General features: G+C 61.9%; 12 protein-coding genes and 1 tRNA gene. 6 read left to right on the forward strand and 7 right to left on the reverse strand.

The genetic code is table 11. The features are described 5' to 3' along the window. Positions 1-127: 127 nt before the first annotated feature. From ACFQ6H_RS19605 to ACFQ6H_RS19630, 6 genes are all read right to left on the reverse strand, one after another. Positions 128-280, reverse strand: a complete 153-nt coding sequence (locus ACFQ6H_RS19605; protein ID WP_378648016.1) for a hypothetical protein — start codon at positions 278-280, stop codon at positions 128-130. Next, positions 281-1096: a class E sortase gene (locus ACFQ6H_RS19610; protein ID WP_378648018.1), complete on the reverse strand. Its 816-nt coding sequence runs from the start codon at positions 1094-1096 to the stop codon at positions 281-283. It abuts the gene before it with no gap. A gap of 66 nt (positions 1097-1162) precedes the next feature. Further along, positions 1163-1306, reverse strand: a complete 144-nt coding sequence (locus ACFQ6H_RS19615) for a hypothetical protein (RefSeq protein WP_378648020.1) — start codon at positions 1304-1306, stop codon at positions 1163-1165. A 128-nt stretch (positions 1307-1434) separates the two neighbouring features. Beyond that, a complete protein-coding gene (locus ACFQ6H_RS19620) occupies positions 1435-6126 on the reverse strand; it encodes a DUF5979 domain-containing protein (RefSeq protein WP_378648022.1) in 4692 nt (1563 codons plus the stop codon). A 1432-nt stretch (positions 6127-7558) separates the two neighbouring features. Continuing rightward, entirely contained in the window at positions 7559-7717 is a 159-nt protein-coding gene (locus tag ACFQ6H_RS19625; RefSeq protein ID WP_003945304.1) for a hypothetical protein, read from the reverse strand. Positions 7718-7836: 119 nt separating this feature from the next. Beyond that, a tRNA-Arg gene (locus ACFQ6H_RS19630) sits at positions 7837-7912 on the reverse strand. 97 nt (positions 7913-8009) lie between these two features. On the opposite strand from ACFQ6H_RS19630, the gene ACFQ6H_RS19635 reads away from it, so the two are divergent. Together ACFQ6H_RS19635 and ssb are read left to right on the forward strand one after the other, a co-directional pair. Then, on the forward strand, positions 8010-10145 hold the full coding sequence (locus ACFQ6H_RS19635) for a cytochrome c oxidase assembly protein (protein ID WP_378648024.1): 2136 nt from the start codon (positions 8010-8012) through the stop codon (positions 10143-10145). Between the two features lie 182 nt (positions 10146-10327). Continuing rightward, complete coding sequence (gene ssb / locus ACFQ6H_RS19640; protein WP_378537952.1) at positions 10328-10750, forward strand: single-stranded DNA-binding protein; 423 nt, start codon at positions 10328-10330, stop codon at positions 10748-10750. Between the two features lie 4 nt (positions 10751-10754). On the opposite strand, the gene ACFQ6H_RS19645 is transcribed toward ssb, so the two are convergent. Beyond that, positions 10755-11216: a MarR family winged helix-turn-helix transcriptional regulator gene (locus ACFQ6H_RS19645; RefSeq protein ID WP_378648026.1), complete on the reverse strand. Its 462-nt coding sequence runs from the start codon at positions 11214-11216 to the stop codon at positions 10755-10757. A gap of 105 nt (positions 11217-11321) precedes the next feature. Between ACFQ6H_RS19645 and ACFQ6H_RS19650 the strand changes: the two genes are divergently transcribed. From ACFQ6H_RS19650 to ACFQ6H_RS19665, 4 genes are all read left to right on the forward strand, one after another. Then, a complete protein-coding gene (locus tag ACFQ6H_RS19650; protein WP_378648040.1) occupies positions 11322-13139 on the forward strand; it encodes an ABC transporter ATP-binding protein in 1818 nt (605 codons plus the stop codon). Positions 13140-13233: 94 nt separating this feature from the next. Next, positions 13234-14412, forward strand: a complete 1179-nt coding sequence (locus ACFQ6H_RS19655; protein ID WP_378648028.1) for an acyl-CoA dehydrogenase family protein — start codon at positions 13234-13236, stop codon at positions 14410-14412. Positions 14413-14577: 165 nt separating this feature from the next. After that, positions 14578-16257: an energy-dependent translational throttle protein EttA gene (gene ettA / locus ACFQ6H_RS19660; protein WP_007730925.1), complete on the forward strand. Its 1680-nt coding sequence runs from the start codon at positions 14578-14580 to the stop codon at positions 16255-16257. Positions 16258-16261: 4 nt separating this feature from the next. Further along, a complete protein-coding gene (locus tag ACFQ6H_RS19665) occupies positions 16262-16681 on the forward strand; it encodes an acyl-CoA thioesterase (protein ID WP_347874122.1) in 420 nt (139 codons plus the stop codon). Positions 16682-16734: the final 53 nt, after the last annotated feature.

Genomic DNA, 16734 nt, shown 5'->3' on the forward strand with positions numbered 1-16734 from the left:
GCACCTCGAAATGGCTTCGCATCGCCACGCCAAAATTTTCGTAGGTCCGTCGATCTCGACGTAGGGCAGAGTCCGGTGGGGCTCCCGGAAGGCCTTGTGCCGGCGACGGCCGGCCTGCACTGGTGGTCTACACGGTGACGTCGGAGTAAGGCATGTGCTCGGACACCCAGGGAAATACGATTTCCATGAGTAGTAGCACGACTGCGACAACGAGGACGAGAACGATCAGGGCCTTCACTGGTCGGGGGCCGGGAAGCGCGCCCCAGAGGTAGCCGTACATTTATTGCTCCTGCAATGCCGCGGGGTTGTTCCCCGAGATCTTCGGGATTGTTTCGACGAGAACAGCATGGACGATCATGCGTTCGGTGTTCGAATACAGCGGATGGCACGTGGTCAGTGTCAACACACTTTCCAGCTCGGGGTCAGGCTCGGCCCAAGGGTTGCCGGGCAGCGGGTTGACGACCTCGATATCCCCGGGCACGGTGATGCGCCGTCCGAGGAGATGGGCGTAGTCGCCGTCGGACACACGATCTGCCTGCTCGGGACTCAAGCAGGCTTGCGCTGCAGCGCGACGTTCGGGCGAGGCCTGGTCGAGTGGGAGTAACCGATACGTCATCCATTGGAACTCTGTCTCCACGACGACGGCATCGCACGCATCGAGTCGATCCAGGTGCTGGAAGACTGCGCCGGAACCGTTGCGGTGCCCGGCGAGTGCGAAGTTTCCGGCTTGGCCGGGCATCTGTGTGTCCGGGTAGTGGCCGGGGCCGGCGCGCAGGTCCTCGTTGCGTGTGCCCTCGGCGATTGCGTACGCGGCGCCGAGTGTGGGGAAATGCACGCGCGCGAATCCCTCGCCGAGCGCAGGGATCAGCGGGGACACCGGCTGATCACCGATCGCTCCTGGGGCTTCGGGGGCTTCGGCCCAGGATTCCTCCAGGCTGTTGTTGAGCTCGTCCTGCAGCCGCCCCGAGACGATATTGGTCCAGAACGCCTCATAGATGACGAACAGCAGGATGACGACCCCGGCCGTGAGGAGCAGTTCGCCGATTACCTGGCCTGCGCCCGGCCGCCGACGCCCTGAAACTTCGGTATCGCTCACGGACCGGGGTCTCCTCTTCACAGATCTATCGAGCTAGCTGATGTGTCGAATTGGTGCCGTATCGAACTAGCTGGCCGCGCTGATCGTGGCGCTTCCGGTACCGCCGAGGAGATCGTAAAGGAGTACGGACAGGCGACCGAGGCCGTCGATCGCGGCAGAACCAGTGGTCTCGATGCCTTCGATGACGATCGGGAACGGGAGGAATGACATGGTGTTTCTCCTTCGAGGGGTGGGCCACGGGGGGCGGCCGCGAGATAAATACGTCGTGACGGTGAAACAGGTCGGGTGCGACCAGGCGTATGTCGCACCCGCCCTGTTTCGGTATTCCTGGTTGGGAGTTACTCCTGGCCAGGTGCACGCTTGCGGTTACGCAGGGTGAGCCATGCTCCACCGCCGATCAGTGCCAGCGCCAGACCGGCGAGCCAGATGACGTTCGCGCCGGTTACCGGCAGGGACGATGACTGGTCCGGTTTGGCCTGAGCAGGATTTCCCGGAGCAGGTGTGCCCGGAGCACCGTTGTGTCCACCACCGTTATTGCCGGGAGCGTTGTTGCCGGGAGTCGACACGTCAGTGCCTGGTCCTCCGGGTACTTCAGAGCCCGGCCATGTCGGGATTTCCCACGGCGGCAGCGGGATCGGGATCGGGATGATGATGAGCCCATTGCTGCTGGTTTTGTTCTCGAGTCCCAGCACCACCGACTTGTTTGCTTCGCCGGTGAGCTTGACGGAAGTTGCGGTCGGTTCGCCGTCGATCTTCGAGACGTCCGCCTTGCCTTCCTTGACGTCCCAGATCACTTCACCCCACTTGACGTTGGTGACGTCGGTGTGAGCACCGGTTTCTGTGAAAGTGATGTCGGTGTTCAGCGGGAACTGGACCCGGCCGTCGATGACGGCTGCGTCGCACTGGGCGGTCGGAGTGACCGAAGCGCCCGGCTTGACGTCGAGAACACAAGACCGCGCCTCATTGTCGATGTCCGTCCACGTAGCCGTGACCTGGAAGATCGTGGATCCGTCCTTGGCCACCTGGCTGCCCTTGGGGCCGGTCACGATCTTGTCGATATCCACCTCGGTGGTCGGGATCGGGCGGTTGTGGATCTCCACCACAGCCTTCTCACCGGCCACCGCGTTGACGGTGTCGCGGTAATCGGCGTCACCGGCATCCGCGGAGACGTAGTAGTACGGCCGCGCCCAGTCGATACCGGCCAGTGGCTTGGGGTCGACCTCGGAGAAGGTGATCACGGTGTTCCGCGGCACAACCTCGTCGGACGTCCAGCTCCAGTCGTTTCCGGCATCGAGGGTGATGGTCTGGCCCACTGCCGGGAAATCAGTTCCAGCGGGGAGCGCCGGATCGATTCCGTCGATACGGACCTCGAACGTCGCGCTGTCAGGCAGGTCGGCCTCGGGTGCGCGGACGGGGTTGCCGTCAGCGTCGAGGATGAACTTCGTGAATTCGACCGAGCCGAATTTCCACAGCGCCTCGTTCGACAGCGTGATCAGCCGACCGTCGGTCGGGTCGTCGGAGACTATGCCCGTCGCGGTGCCGTCGAGGTTCGAGTGCAGCCACGATTCGCCTTCCGGGCTGGTGCCCCAGGAGATCGTGCCCCACTCGACTCCGTCGACATCGGGACGGCCGGTCTCGGTGAAGGTCACCTCGGTGCCGACGGGGAGGTCGACGCCGAGCGGTGTGGTCTGTCCCTGCTTGACGCTCAGCACCTGGGTGCGGTAATCCACACCGTCGCGCCAACGCGCCTCGACCGTGAACTCCACGTCGTCGCCGATTGCCTCGGCGGCCTCACCGCCGACCTGCTTTGCGATGCGCAGAGTGCCGTCGTTGACGTCGACGAAGTTCGACACCTCGATCTTGCGCAGATCCTTGCCGATGGTCACCACGGCCGTGTTGTCCGGATTGATCCTGACATTCCCGGAGTATGCGGGCACGCCATAGGCGAGACTGTCACCGTTTGCCGGAACCAGCTCTGTCAGTGTGACTTCGGTGCCGCCGGGCAGGTTCTCGCCGAACTGAACCGCGGTGCCGTCGGACGGAAGAGACAGTGTCTTGCTCTGCGGGTTGTCGTCCGTGTCGAGCCAGGTGGCAATCACGTCGAAGCTGGCCGGTACGGCCTTGTCGAACGCCTTCGGGCCCGTGAGTTTCTTGCTCACTTCGAAGGTGCCTTGCGTGACCTTGGCCTCGTTGGTGACGGAGACCGTGTTCGCCGACGCATCGGTGCCGATGGTGAGCATTTTCGGGTTGATCACCGGCTCCGACCAGGTTACGAAGTCAGTGTTCATCGGTTGGACCTCGGTGAAGGTGACTTTCGCTCCGATGGGCAATTTGCCCAGGTCGTAGTGCTGACCGTCCTTCAGGGTGAATTGGCGCAACTCGTTGCCGGCGGCGTCGTCACCGAAGGCGATCTCTGCGTTGACGACGAAAGCCTCGAGTCCCGTGCGCGCTCCGTCACCGATGACGGACTTGGTGACCCTCGCCGATCCCAGGCTCGCTTTGTTGAGCAGTGTGACACCGACATTGCTCTTCGGCGTGATGGTCACCAGCGCCTCGGTGCGGTCCCCGTTGAGCGTCACGCCCTCTGACGGTCGGAAAGTTCCTCGCTCGAAGTACACGCCGTCAATGGTGGGGAGGTTGATCTCGGACAGGCGGATCTGCCAGCCGGTGCCGCGGGGGTTGATTCCGCTGACCGGTGTTCCGTCAGCCTTCACCTTGATCTCGTACGAACTGGCCGGGGCGTCGGTCGCTGGATTTTGCCCGGGGGCGAACTCCTCGACTTTCACAGTGAACTCGGTGTCCTCCGGGAATTTCTCGGAGAAAGGAGCGATCTCCTTCAGCAGCGAGAACGAGCCCCGCGACACACCTTGGCCGGTGCCGCCGCCGCCCCATTCCTGCTTGACACTCTGCGTCGACTGAGTCTTGCCGTTGTAGAAGACCGAGTTCCCGTAAACCGTGCCGCGCTGATCCAGCCCACCGCTGCTGGTGCAGAGGGTGTATTCGACGTAATAGCGTGTCTCACGATTGTAGTCGCCCGCGTCCTTCGGGAGGGTGATGGCAATCCCGTTGTCGCCGCTGCGTGTGACCGTGGTGCCCGCGGTGATGTCCGTCCCGCCCTCTTTTGCAAGGAAGTCGCGCGCGGTGACCTTGAAATTGAGGTCCTTCTTCAGATCGCCGCTGACATCACACACCGCCAAGCTGTCGGAGAACGTGTCGGTGACGACCGCCGGTGCGTCGAGGCCCTCGAGGGTGTGCCCGGAGACCTGCACCTTCCAGTCGATGGTCGTGCCGGCAGGCTGCTTCTCGCCCGCGACGTCCTTCGGTTCGGTGTTGAGCGTGCCGGTCTTGCCGCCCTCGAACTTGGGCCCCGTCACCGAAGCGTCTTTGGAGATGCCGTTGACGACCGCCCTGTTGGTGAACACATCAGAGGAGTCCGGTACCTCCTTCTCGATCACACAGGACCGGAACTTCACGTAGTAGTACTGCGTCGAGTCTTGCTTGATCGTTTCCTTCGGCGTGATGGTCATGCTGAAGGATTGGGCACTCGCCGTCGCAGCGGAAGCGTCGATGTCGAACTCGGAGGTGACGTTGACGTGGTTGGTTGTTTCACCGTTCAGCCCGGGTAGACGGTTCGCGCGCCAGACCGTCGGGACGAGGCCGCCCTCGCAGACCTCGTGATTGGCGCCAAGAGTCTCCTCGATGATGACTTTCTGGTCGGGGAGGCTAGCGATGAAAGTGCCCGGAAGCGTTATGCTCCAGTCGATCTCGCTGTACCGGGTGCCCCCGGCCCAACCGCCGGACTTCGACGGCCCGGTCTGTGGCGACCAATCCTGGCCGACGCCTTCCGCGCCTACGGTGTTCCCGCCGATGGTCACGGAGTTGTCGTAGACGGTGCCCGTGTTGTCCACTTCGCCGCTGGTTGTGCACGAGGTGTACTCGATGCGGTAGAGCTTGTTTCTTTCGAAGGGGCCGCCGTTGTCGAGCGCGATGCTGACTGGATCTCCAGCGGCACTCTGGGTGACGGTGACGCCGCCTGCGACCGGCTTGAGATCGTTCGGGCGACCGGACAACAGCTTCGCGTTGAGCAGGTTGCCCGTACACAGCTTCATGTTCTCTGAGAGCGCGTCGCTCAGGGTCACCGAACCGGTGCCGCCCGCGTCCAGTGCGGCTAGATCGGCACCGGGAATGTCGATGGTCCAACGCACAGACTGCTTGTTGCCCTGGAGTTGGCCGGACTTCTTGGCAGCGCTGATCACGCTGCCGTCGCTGATGCCGCCACCGCCGGGTAGCTCGTGCGTCACGTCGAAACTGCCGTTGATCGTGAAATCAACTGTCTCTTCCGTGGTGTACGCGACCGCCTTGGTGTACACGAAGAAATCGCCCTTCACCTCGTCCGGGCGATCTGCCACGGCGTCGGAGAGAACACACGTCATCAGATTGGTGGCTGCCACAAGCTCGCAGGTTCCCCAAACCGTCCCGTCATCACCTGCAAGGTCGATCTTGGGGTTGCTCTGAAGCTTCAGTTCGCCAGGGAATTCAATGGTGAACTGGTCGCCCGGCTGCGGACTCGCGCTTGACGCGTCCCAAGTGCCCTTCACCGTGACGGAGTCCCCGACCGTGATCTGCTGGTCGTTCTTTCCTTCGACCTGGACGTCGGTGATTTTCACATCGATGCCGGGATTGACTCCGCGCGCGGCCAGTCGCTGCGCCGCCACTGGGGTCGTCGAGGAGGGCGCCGTCGCCGTGATCGGGGTCTTCTCAGACGTGGGGGGCTCCGACGTCGGCGTAGGCGGCGCAGTCGTTTTGATCGCCGGCGGCACCTCGGTCGTGGTCGCCGGCGGCTTCGTCGTGGTCAGAACAGTGGTCGGAACAGTGGTGGTGGTGGAGGTCCCGGTTTCGTCTGCCAAGGCAACTGGGGCGAACGAGAACGAAGATATGACCAGGGCCATGACCGCAAGAATCATCCCCAACGCCGCCCGCCGAGACACCACCCCCTCCCCGGCACGACGTGGGAAGACACGGTTACGCATGACGAACACCTTTCGTTCAAAACACATGATTTATGCCCCGCTTCGGGGGCCGCCGAATGGCGAACGGGACCTTGGATCGCCTCTGTCGCACTCGTGGGGCCGCGAGACGAGCGCTGGCGATTCACGGGTGACCATTGCGGACCCGAACAACTGGCAATTGCGCCCGGATAGCGCCACGAAGTCGAAGTCGGCAGCGCAGACCGACGGCCCGCTCTGGGTAGGGCCGGGAAATTGCTACAAAACTCGACCGCCGGTATTACCAAACGTGGCGCTCTACGAGGACCGATAGAACTCCGCTGTGGGTTTTGCCTGCGCGATTCGTTGCAATCCGGGCATGAGCACCATCATGGATAGCAATAGCATCAGTGCGATGGACCCAGAAAGAAGTCTTCGTACTGCGTGCAACGCGGCCGTGATGGTTTTCATGTAATTCCTTTCTCTGACAAAACGTAGAAATTTGCCCGGGACAGCTCGCGCGAAGATGGAAAAGCCGCGCAAACAACGCAGAAGGTGCAAACCGGACGGCGGCAATCAGGAATCTAACATGAGCAAATCGCATAGCTGGATCCACCCTGGACGTTCGTTTATGCTCGAAAAACTCCGTTTAACTGGCTATATGCGGAATTTGTGGGTTTATCCCAAGTTAACTGGCTTGTTCATCACAATTCGATCTCAGCCCCCAGTTGCGAGCTTTTTGTGATCCTGGGCAACAAGCCGCAAGCGTCCGCGCCCACGCTGCGCTGCGGTACCGCAGGTGTCTTTATGCAGTTCATTGCCCCTTATATGTTGTCGCAACGACAAAGCGTGGAGTGAATTAACCGTGCGCACACTCTCTGGGTAAATGCAAATCCGTTTTCTACATAAAGGAGGAGGGTGAATTGTGGGGTGAATTAAGCCGCGACCCACTGAAACCTGGATTCTCTGAAAGGATCCAGAGATAGGGGCCACATTAGCTTCGCTTTCGCAGCAGGATTCATTGCCGACGTGAGTTAACCGTCGATAATGCTCGTACGGTCCGACATGGCATTTCGAAACAACAAACCGCCAGCTGCTTGTAAGCGTTCGTCCTCGCACAGCTTGGCTTCGATGAAAAGTCTTACTTGTCAACCGTTTTCGGCGCCCTGGGTCAGATGAGTGACGGCTGGTGCGTAGGTGTTGGGATCGATATCGGTCGCAGTGATCGACGCGATTGATACGTCACGTCATACGACGCCCGGCTGGTGGATATGACTGATGAAGCCAGTAGCGGCGCCGTTGGTGTCACACCCATGGTCGCGCGCAAGGTCTGACGCCGCCGGGCCGCCAACCCTCGTCGCAACCTCTGTTGCCCCGAGACTGGCCGGCACAAAACGCCGCGCACTTCGAGGTGCCCATCGCTGCTCGTCGTGTTACGTCCAGGACGTCACGAGACGAACTTCGTTGCAGGGATGCGTTACAACGATTGGTCGGGCCCGGTCAACGATGCGGGACCGGTAGTCGGTTGGTGTGCGCCGGTGAACCGCTCGACGACGGATACCACGACGATCGCGAGTGCCAGGATTCCAACGGTCCGGGCGAGTGACTTCAGCGTCTTCGGAAGTGCCTTCTTCATGCGAGGCAGATTACTGCGGGCGGCTCGCGATTTGTGGCCTACGTTTTGGACCGTATCGCGATCGCTCTGCGTGGAGGTTGCTCATCGACGCAGTGTGACCATTCGTGATGCAAATCTTGTGGTGCCCCCGGCAGGATTCGAACCTGCGACCAAGAGATTAGAAGGCTCTTGCTCTATCCCCTGAGCTACGGAGGCGCGTGGAACATCATACTCGAGCGTTCGGGATGTGACGCGCGCCGCCCAACTCCGACGCGTTGTCGTAGTCGGTTCGCGAAGGTCCTACCCTTGAGGTATGGCTACACCCGACCTCGCGCCGACAGATTCCCCACCGGAGTCCACTCCGCACAGCGGTGCACCCGCTTCTTCGACCGCCATATTCGTGGTCAGTGGACTCATCGCAGGGCTCACCGCAGCCATTGTGGTGGGATTCTCCGCGTCGCAGGCACTGACTCTTCTGGGCATCCCGGATCCAGGCCCGATCACCACGTACGGCCTGCCCGCGATGCGGGCACTGGGGGAGATCGCCGCGGTCATCGCGATCGGGTCACTGCTGCTGGCCGCGTTCTTCGTGCCGCCGCAGAAGTCGGGCGTCCTCGACGTCGACGGTTATCGAGCCGTCCGAACCGCGTCGCACGCCGCGATCGTGTGGGCGATCTGTTCGTTCATGATGGTGCCTCTGACGCTCTCTGACACGTCGGGTCAGCCGTTTGCCGAAGCGATCAAACCGGCGAACCTCTGGTCGGGACTCGATCAGGTCGAGATCGCCGGCGCCTGGCGCTGGACGGCGATCATCGCGGTTGTTCTGGCGATCCTGGCCCGACTGACACTGCGCTGGTGGTGGACCCCGCTCCTGCTGCTGGTCGGTCTCCTCGGACTGATGCCGCTTGCTCTCACCGGTCACTCGTCTTCGGGCGGCTCGCATGACATCGCTACCAACAGCCTGATCCTGCACCTCGTGGCGGCTTCGCTCTGGGTCGGCGGGTTGTTCGCGCTACTGGCACACGCGCGCCGCGGCGGCGATTACACCGACGTAGCAGCCCGACGCTTTTCGACGGTCGCATCCATCTGCTTCGTCGTCATGGGATTCAGCGGCGTCATCAACGCGATTGTCCGTCTGCCTCTCGACGACGTTTTCACCACGACGTATGGACGATTGATCGTCGCGAAAACGGTTGCACTGATCATCCTCGGGTTCTTCGGTTGGGCTCAGCGGAGTCGGGCGCTACCGGCGCTGGCGGAGAATCCGAAGAGTCGCTCTGCCCTGATTCGATTTGCCGGCGCTGAAGGCATCGTGATGGCGGCGACCATCGGTCTCGCGATCGGCCTCGGTCGTACCCCGCCGCCCCCGCCGCTGTCGATTCCCTCGATTCCCGAGGTCGAACTCGGTTACAACCTTCCGGACCCGCCGTCGTTCATGGCCTTCGTGACGGACTGGCGATTCGACCTCATGTTCGGCACCGCCGCGATCGCCGCGGCGATTCTGTACGGAATCGGCCTGCGCAAGCTGGCCAAGCGTGGGGATTCCTGGCCTGTCGGCCGAACCATCGCCTGGATGAGCGGTTGTGCGGTGCTCTTGATCGCCACGTCTTCGGGCGTCGGCAAGTACGCGCCGGCAGTCTTCAGTGTTCACATGGGTGCGCACATGGCGCTGTCGATGTTGGGCCCAGTCCTGCTGGTTCTGGGTGCGCCGATCACTTTGGCTCTGCGGGCCCTGGATCCGGCAGGCAAGGACGGCGTGCCCGGCATTCGCGAGTGGATTCTGACCGCGCTGCACAGCCCGTTCTCGCGATTCATCACCCACCCGATCGTGGCGGCAGTTCTCTTTGTCGGCGGCTTCTACGCGCTCTACCTCGGCGGAATCTACGGCGCTACCGTCGACTCGCACAGTGCTCACCTGCTGATGAATCTGCACTTCATCCTCAGTGGCTATCTCTTCTATTGGGTGGCGATCGGAATCGACCCGTCACCGCGCCAATTGCAGCCGGTGACCAAGCTGGCAATGGTCTTCGGCTCACTTCCGTTCCACGCCTTCTTCGGCGTGGCATTGATGAGCACTACCGCCGTCATGGGCGGCGCGTACTTCCGTTCGCTCGGCCTCGGCTGGAACGACGACCTGATCGGCGATCAGCAGCTGGGCGGCAGCATCGCGTGGGCGACCGGCGAGATCCCGCTCATGGTGGTCATGCTCGCGCTACTGGTTCAGTGGTCGCGCAGCGACGGCAGGACAGCGCGCCGAACCGACCGTGCGGCCGAGCGCGACCACGACGCCGACCTCGCCGCGCACAACGCGATGTTCGCCGAATTGGCCAGGCGGGACCGCGAAGGGTGGAAACCCCGTGAGGCTGCTGACGCGGAGACTACAAGCGAGGACTCTGCGGACGAGACACCCAGCGAGAAGAAATCCGACGAATCCTCCACTAGCACTTAGCTCCGACACTGCCCGGGCCGTTTGGCTCGGGCAGTGCTGTTTCTCCACAGCTGTTCCACCGATGCACAGGCGGAAATCGAAGATCCCGAGCCACGCGTTTGTCGTTCCACAATCGAAACTGCCGACGCAATGATCGGCCCCGCGGCAGTTGGCGGGTTCTGGAGTTCGAAGGGGGATCGGACATGTACGAAACGCATGCAACGGTTGTCGGAACCGTCATCACCAATCCGGTGAAGCGGCAGACCACCAATGGTGAAGAGGTGCTGAGCTTTCGGATGGCGAGCAACACACGTCGCAAAGACGCTGTGACGGGGGAGTGGACGGACGGAGCGACCCTGTATCTCACGGTCAGCTGCTGGCGACGGTTGGTCACCGGCGTCGGCGCTTCGATCATGAAGGGTGATCCGGTAATGGTGGCGGGGGAGTTGCGCACCAACGAGTACACGACCAAGGAGGGTGTGCCTCGTTCCGATCTCGAGCTGCGGGCGACGGCAGTAGGCGCCGACCTTGCTCGTTGCATCTCGAAGATCGAGCGTCAGAGCAAGCCGACGTCGGCGGAGAACACGGAGAACACGGAGGATGCGGTCGACACTGTCGCTGCGTGAGGACTCAGACCGAGGGTTTCGGGCAGTCGCGGGGCTGAGAGCAATCGTGCCCCGCGTCCACTCGCTCGAGGAGTTCTGTGAGAGTTGCTCGCTCCGACTCGTCGAGGTCGTCGAACACATCCGAGGACTCGCGTCGCTGAGCTTTCGCGACGTCCGCAGCGAGGGCAGCGCCGGCGTCGGTCAACTCGAGCAGTACTGCTCGCCGATCGTTCGGGTCGGGAGTGCGGCGCACCCATCCGGCATCTTCGAGGGAATCCACGACGTCGGTCGCCGACCGCGGAACTATGCGCAATCGCTCGGCAAGAAAACCGAGTCGAACCGGTTCGCCCACTCGGGTCAGCACTCGCAGCGCTCGGCTTTGCGACGGCGAGAGGCCGAATGGTTCCAGCGCTGCCACCTGGCGTCGGCGGATGAGCCGTGCCACGGACATCACGACATCGGTGAGTTCGCGCTCTCGGGAATGCATGGCGCCAGTCTAGCGTTCTTGGTGTCAGCCTCATAGTGAGGTAACCTCATCAATATGAAACTAGGGTGAGAAAGCCTCCAGGAGGTAAACGTGAAACCAGATCACATGCGAAACATCGAACGAACCGCTGTCGAGATCACTCCGGCGGAATCCGTACCGGCAAAGCGCGTACTCGGACTGTTCGCGCCGTATCGAACTCAGATCGCCATCGTCACCGCGGTCATCACACTCAGCGCGATCGTCGCGTTGGGTAGTCCGCTGCTCCTACGCGAAATGCTCGACAAGGCGATTCCGGACAAGGACCTCGGACTTGTCAGCATTCTTGCCATCGGCATGATCGCCATTGCCGTGATCACGAGCTGTCTCGGCGTGGCGCAAACCTGGATGTCCAACAGCATCGGCCAGAAACTGATGCACCAACTCCGCGTGCGGGTCTACTCACACCTGCAGAATCAGTCCCTCGGGTTCTTCGCTCGAACCCGAACCGGAGAAGTTCAGTCGCGCATTGCCAACGACATCGGCGGTATGCAGTCGGTGGTCACCAATACGGCAACGTCCATCGCGCAGAACGCAACGACAGTGGCAGCCACGATTGTTGCTCTGTTCCTTCTGGATTGGCGACTCGCCATCTTCTCGCTGGCGATCTTGCCGGTGTTCATCCGTATCGCACGCAAGATCGGTGACGAGCGTCGAAAGATCTCAGGCAAGCGGCAGAAGCTGCTCAGTGATCTGTCGGTCCAGGTAGAGGAATCACTTTCCGTCAGTGGCATTCTCCTCGGCAAGACGACCGGCGCGAAGTCGGCTCTGACGGATCGATTCACCGAGCGGTCAGCGGAAGTCGCAGACGTCGAACTCCGGGCCATGATGGCCGGCAAGTGGCGCATGGCGACCATGTCGATCACCTTCGCGGCTATGCCTGCATTGGTCTACTGGTTTGCCGGTTTCACTCTCGATCACGGCAACACCATCACCGTCGGTACCCTTGTCGCCTTCACCACGCTGCAAACACAATTGTTCCGCCCCACCATGATGCTGCTCAACACGGGCGTCGAGGTGCAGAGTTCCATGGCTCTGTTCAGCCGCGTGTTCGAGTACCTGGATCTGCCGATCGACATCGCGGATCCGGAGGAGTCGAAGAGTTTCGACCGCTCGAAGATGTCCGGTGAACTTCGGTTCGACCACGTCGACTTCTCGTACCCGGGAACCGACAGCAAGACTCTGGACAACATCGACCTCACGGTCCCGGCGGGCGGAACCTTGGCGCTGGTCGGTTCTACCGGCTCGGGAAAGACCACTCTCGGATATTTGGCCGCACGTCTGTACGACCCGACGGCGGGATCGGTGAGGATCGACGACGTCGATCTGCGGGACCTCGATCTGGCGACGGTCTCCGACCTGGTGGGTGTGGTGTCGCAGGAGACGTACCTCTTCCACACGACGATTCGTGAGAACCTCCGGTTCGCGAAACCCGACGCCACCGACGCCGAGATCGAGCAGGCAGCACGCATCGCGCAGATCCACGAGTTCATCTCCGGTCTCGACGATGGTTACGACACCATGGTCGGCGAGCGCGGCTACCGATTCTCCGGTGGTGAGAAACAGCGCATCGCGATCGCGCGCACAGTTCTGCGGAATCCGCCGATCCTCGTCCTCGACGAGGCGACGAGCGCCTTGGACAATCGCACCGAACGTGCGCTGCAGGACGCCCTCGACGAGCTGATGGTCGGACGCACCACTCTTGTTGTAGCGCACCGACTCTCCACGGTTCGAGATGCGGATCTCATTGCCGTCCTCGACCAGGGCGTGGTTGTGGAAAAGGGAACTCACGACGAACTGGTCCAACAAGGCGGGCGGTACGCGCAGCTTCTTGCGGCCTCGGGTAGCGACGCAGTCGAACTCCCGTCGGAACTGCAAACCGTCTGAGTGCAAGAAATGTCGAGCATTCACTTCCGCAAATTTCTAGAACGTGTTCTACTTTAGTAGTCGTTGGTCGGCTATCAGTGGAGGCGGAAAGATCATGGGTCAGGTTCTGGACAACATCTCTCAGTTTGCCGACGAGATCCGCGCCGACGGAGTCGAGGGCGACAAGCTGATGCGCTTGACGGACGGCAGCGCGAAGCGACTGCGCGACTCCGGTGTCATTCGGATGTTGCAGCCGAAGGAGTTCGGCGGGCTCGAGGCGCATCCGCGTGAATTCGCCGAGACGGCAATGGCTATCGGTGCGATGGACGGTGCCACCGGCTGGGTCAGCGGCATCGTCGGTGTCCACCCGTGGGAGCTTGCGTTCTTCGACCGCAAGGCTCAGGAAGAGGTGTGGGGAACCGATCCCGATACGTGGATGGCGTCGCCGTACGCGCCGATGGGTGTCGCGCGGCCGGTCGAGGGTGGGTACATCCTCAACGGCCGCTGGTCGTTCTCCTCGGGAACCGATCACTGTGACTGGATCATGATCGGTGCGATGGTCGGTGACGAGTCCGGCAAGCCGCTGATGCCGCCGAAGATTCTGCACGTGCTGTTGCCGCGTTCCGATTACGACATCGACCAGGACAGCTGGAACGTCGTGGGTCTGCGCGGAACCGGTTCGAAGGATCTGATCGTCAAGGACGCATTTCTGCCGACCTACCGCACTCTTGATGCGGGAAAGGTTTTCGACGGGACGGCATGGAAGGAAGCGGGTCGTACGGAGACGTTGTACAAGTTCCCGTTCTCGTGCATTTTCCCGCTCGGTATCACTTCGTCGTTGATCGGTATCGCGGAGGGTGCGTTGGCGTGCAACATGGCTGCGCAGCGTGAGCGGGTGACGGTCAGTGGTGTTCCGATCAAGGAAGATCCGTATGTGCTGTTCGCGATCGGTGAGGCGGCTGCCGAGATCGCTGCTTCTCGGGCTGCGATTTTGGAGACGGTGGATCGTTTCTGGGACATGACGGAGAAGGGGCAGGAGGTCTCGTTCGAGCTTCGTGCGATCGGTCGGCGTACGCAGACTGCTGCGGCGTGGCGTGCGGTGCGGGCGGTGGATGAGATCTTTGCTCGTTCCGGTGGTGGCGCTTTGCAGTTGAGCACGCCGATGCAGCGGTTCTGGCGTGATGCTCATGCCGGTCTGGCGCATGCGATTCACGTGCCCGGTTCCATTTTCCATTCGTCGACGCTCTCGGAGCTCGGCGGCGAACCAAAGGGCATCCACCGGGCAATGATCTGAGCCGTCCGGGGGCACTCGGCAGTCGCCTAATCGCGGTTTTGGTGGGGGTCGAGAAGCATGTCGACGAATCTGGTCGGTGACCTCGGACTGTCCGCAGAACCCGCATCGGTGTGAGCGCCAACGCGCAATGTGGGTTATAGGACAAACACCGATAGGCTGGCGGTCATGGCTGAGTTCATTTACACGATGAAGAAGGTGCGCAAGGCGCACGGTGACAAGGTCATCCTCGATGACGTCACGATGAGCTTTTACCCCGGCGCGAAGATCGGTGTCGTCGGACCGAACGGCGCTGGTAAATCCAGCATCCTCAAGATCATGGCCGGACTGGACCAGCCGGGCAACGGCGAGGCCTTCCTGGCTCCGGGCGCGACCGTCGGCATCCTCATGCAGGAGCCGGAGCTCGACGAGACCAAGACCGTTCGCGAGAACGTCGAGGACGGCCTCGGTGAGACGATGGTCCAGCTCAAGCGATACAACGAGATCGCCGAGCTGATGGCCACGGATTACTCCGACGAGCTCATGGAAGAGATGGGCGAACTGCAGGAGAAGCTCGATCACGCAGACGCGTGGGAGATCGACTCGCAGCTCGAGCAGGCTATGGACGCCCTGCGCTGCCCCCCGCCAGAAGAGATGGTCACCCACCTCTCCGGTGGTGAGAAGCGACGCGTTGCACTCTGCAAGCTGCTGCTGAGCAAGCCCGATCTCCTGCTCCTCGATGAGCCCACCAACCACCTTGACGCAGAATCGGTCCTGTGGCTCGAGCAGCACCTCGCTGCTTACCCCGGCGCAATCCTCGCCGTGACCCACGATCGTTACTTCCTCGATCACGTCGCACAGTGGATCTGTGAAGTCGACCGCGGACGCCTGTACCCGTACGAGGGCAACTACTCCACCTACCTGGAGCAGAAGGCTGCACGCCTCGAAGTTGCCGGCAAGAAGGATCAGAAGCTGCAGAAGCGCCTCAAGGACGAACTCGCGTGGGTTCGTTCCGGCGCCAAGGCCCGTCAGGCCAAGAACAAGGCTCGTCTCGATCGCTACGAGGAAATGGCGAACGAAGCCGAGAAGACCCGCAAGCTCGACTTCGACGAGATCCAGATCCCGGCACCGCCGCGTCTGGGTGACGTGGTCGTGGAGGTCTCGAACCTCGACAAGGGCTTCGACGGTCGCGTTCTGATCAAGGACCTCTCGTTCACGTTGCCGCGCAACGGAATTGTCGGCGTCATCGGTCCCAACGGCGTCGGTAAGACGACGCTGTTCAAGACCATCGTCGGTCTCGAAGAGCCTGATGCCGGTGAGGTCAAGATCGGTCAGACGGTCAAGCTGAGCTACGTCGATCAGAACCGTTCCGGCATCGACCCCAAGAAGACGGTCTGGGAGACAGTCTCCGACGGGCTCGATTTCATCGTCGTAGGCCAGACCGAGTTCCCGTCGCGCGCGTACATCAGCTCGTTCGGTTTCAAGGGCCACGATCAGCAGAAGCCGGCCGGCGTCCTCTCCGGTGGTGAGCGCAACCGCCTGAACCTGGCGATGACGCTCAAGCAGGGCGGCAACCTGATCCTGCTCGATGAGCCCACCAACGACCTCGACGTCGAAACCCTCGGCTCGCTGGAGAACGCTCTCGAAGAGTTCCCCGGCTGCGCGGTCGTGATTTCGCACGATCGCTGGTTCCTGGACCGCACCTGTACCCACATCCTCGCGTGGGAAGGTGGCTTTGGCGACAACGAGGCAGCCTGGTACTGGTACGAAGGCAACTTCGAGGGCTACGAGGCGAACAAGGTCGAGCGACTCGGCCCCGACGCCGCCCGCCCGCACCGCGTCACTCACCGCAAGCTCACCAGGGACTGATCCGGTGTCCGACGTATACACAGCGCAGATCCAGGTCCGGTGGGGCGATTCCGACCGGTTGGGCCACGTCAACAACACGCGTTACGTCGAGTACATGCAGGAAGCTCGCATCCAGTTCCTGGAAGCGAAACTGGCGCCGCTCGGCGGCCGGCCGGGATACCTCGTGGTTCGAAAGATGACCATCGAGTTCCTCAAGCCGGTCACCGATCGGTCCGGTCCCTTGAACGTGGAGATCTTCACGACTCACGTCGGGACTTCCTCGTTCACGGTTCGTCACATCATCCGTGACAACGCAGGTGTCGAATGCGCTTTCGGCGACGCGTTGATGGTCGGATTCGACACGGTGTCCGAAAAGTCCAGACCGCTGGCGGACAGCGAACGTGCGGTGCTCGAAGCATCGCTTGTTCAGATGACGACATCGTAGATTTCGTTTCTCAGTTCACCCTAGGTACTGGTTGCCGCGGCTAGTCTCGAGTC

Source organism: Rhodococcus sp. NPDC056506 (assembly GCF_042794945.1).
Lineage (GTDB): Bacteria > Actinomycetota > Actinomycetes > Mycobacteriales > Mycobacteriaceae > Rhodococcus_F.

Coding starts and splice junctions, on each gene's coding strand:
- ACFQ6H_RS19615 (WP_378648020.1), bottom strand. CDS start 1,306: ATGTCATTCCTCCCGTTCCCGATCGTCATCGAAGGCATCGAGACCACT.
- ACFQ6H_RS19655 (WP_378648028.1), top strand. CDS start 13,234: ATGGGTCAGGTTCTGGACAACATCTCTCAGTTTGCCGACGAGATCCGC.
- ACFQ6H_RS19605 (WP_378648016.1), bottom strand. CDS start 280: ATGTACGGCTACCTCTGGGGCGCGCTTCCCGGCCCCCGACCAGTGAAG.
- ACFQ6H_RS19650 (WP_378648040.1), top strand. CDS start 11,322: ATGCGAAACATCGAACGAACCGCTGTCGAGATCACTCCGGCGGAATCC.
- ACFQ6H_RS19625 (WP_003945304.1), bottom strand. CDS start 7,717: ATGAAGAAGGCACTTCCGAAGACGCTGAAGTCACTCGCCCGGACCGTT.
- ACFQ6H_RS19635 (WP_378648024.1), top strand. CDS start 8,010: ATGGCTACACCCGACCTCGCGCCGACAGATTCCCCACCGGAGTCCACT.
- ACFQ6H_RS19620 (WP_378648022.1), bottom strand. CDS start 6,126: ATGCGTAACCGTGTCTTCCCACGTCGTGCCGGGGAGGGGGTGGTGTCT.
- ssb (WP_378537952.1), top strand. CDS start 10,328: ATGTACGAAACGCATGCAACGGTTGTCGGAACCGTCATCACCAATCCG.
- ettA (WP_007730925.1), top strand. CDS start 14,578: ATGGCTGAGTTCATTTACACGATGAAGAAGGTGCGCAAGGCGCACGGT.
- ACFQ6H_RS19645 (WP_378648026.1), bottom strand. CDS start 11,216: ATGCATTCCCGAGAGCGCGAACTCACCGATGTCGTGATGTCCGTGGCA.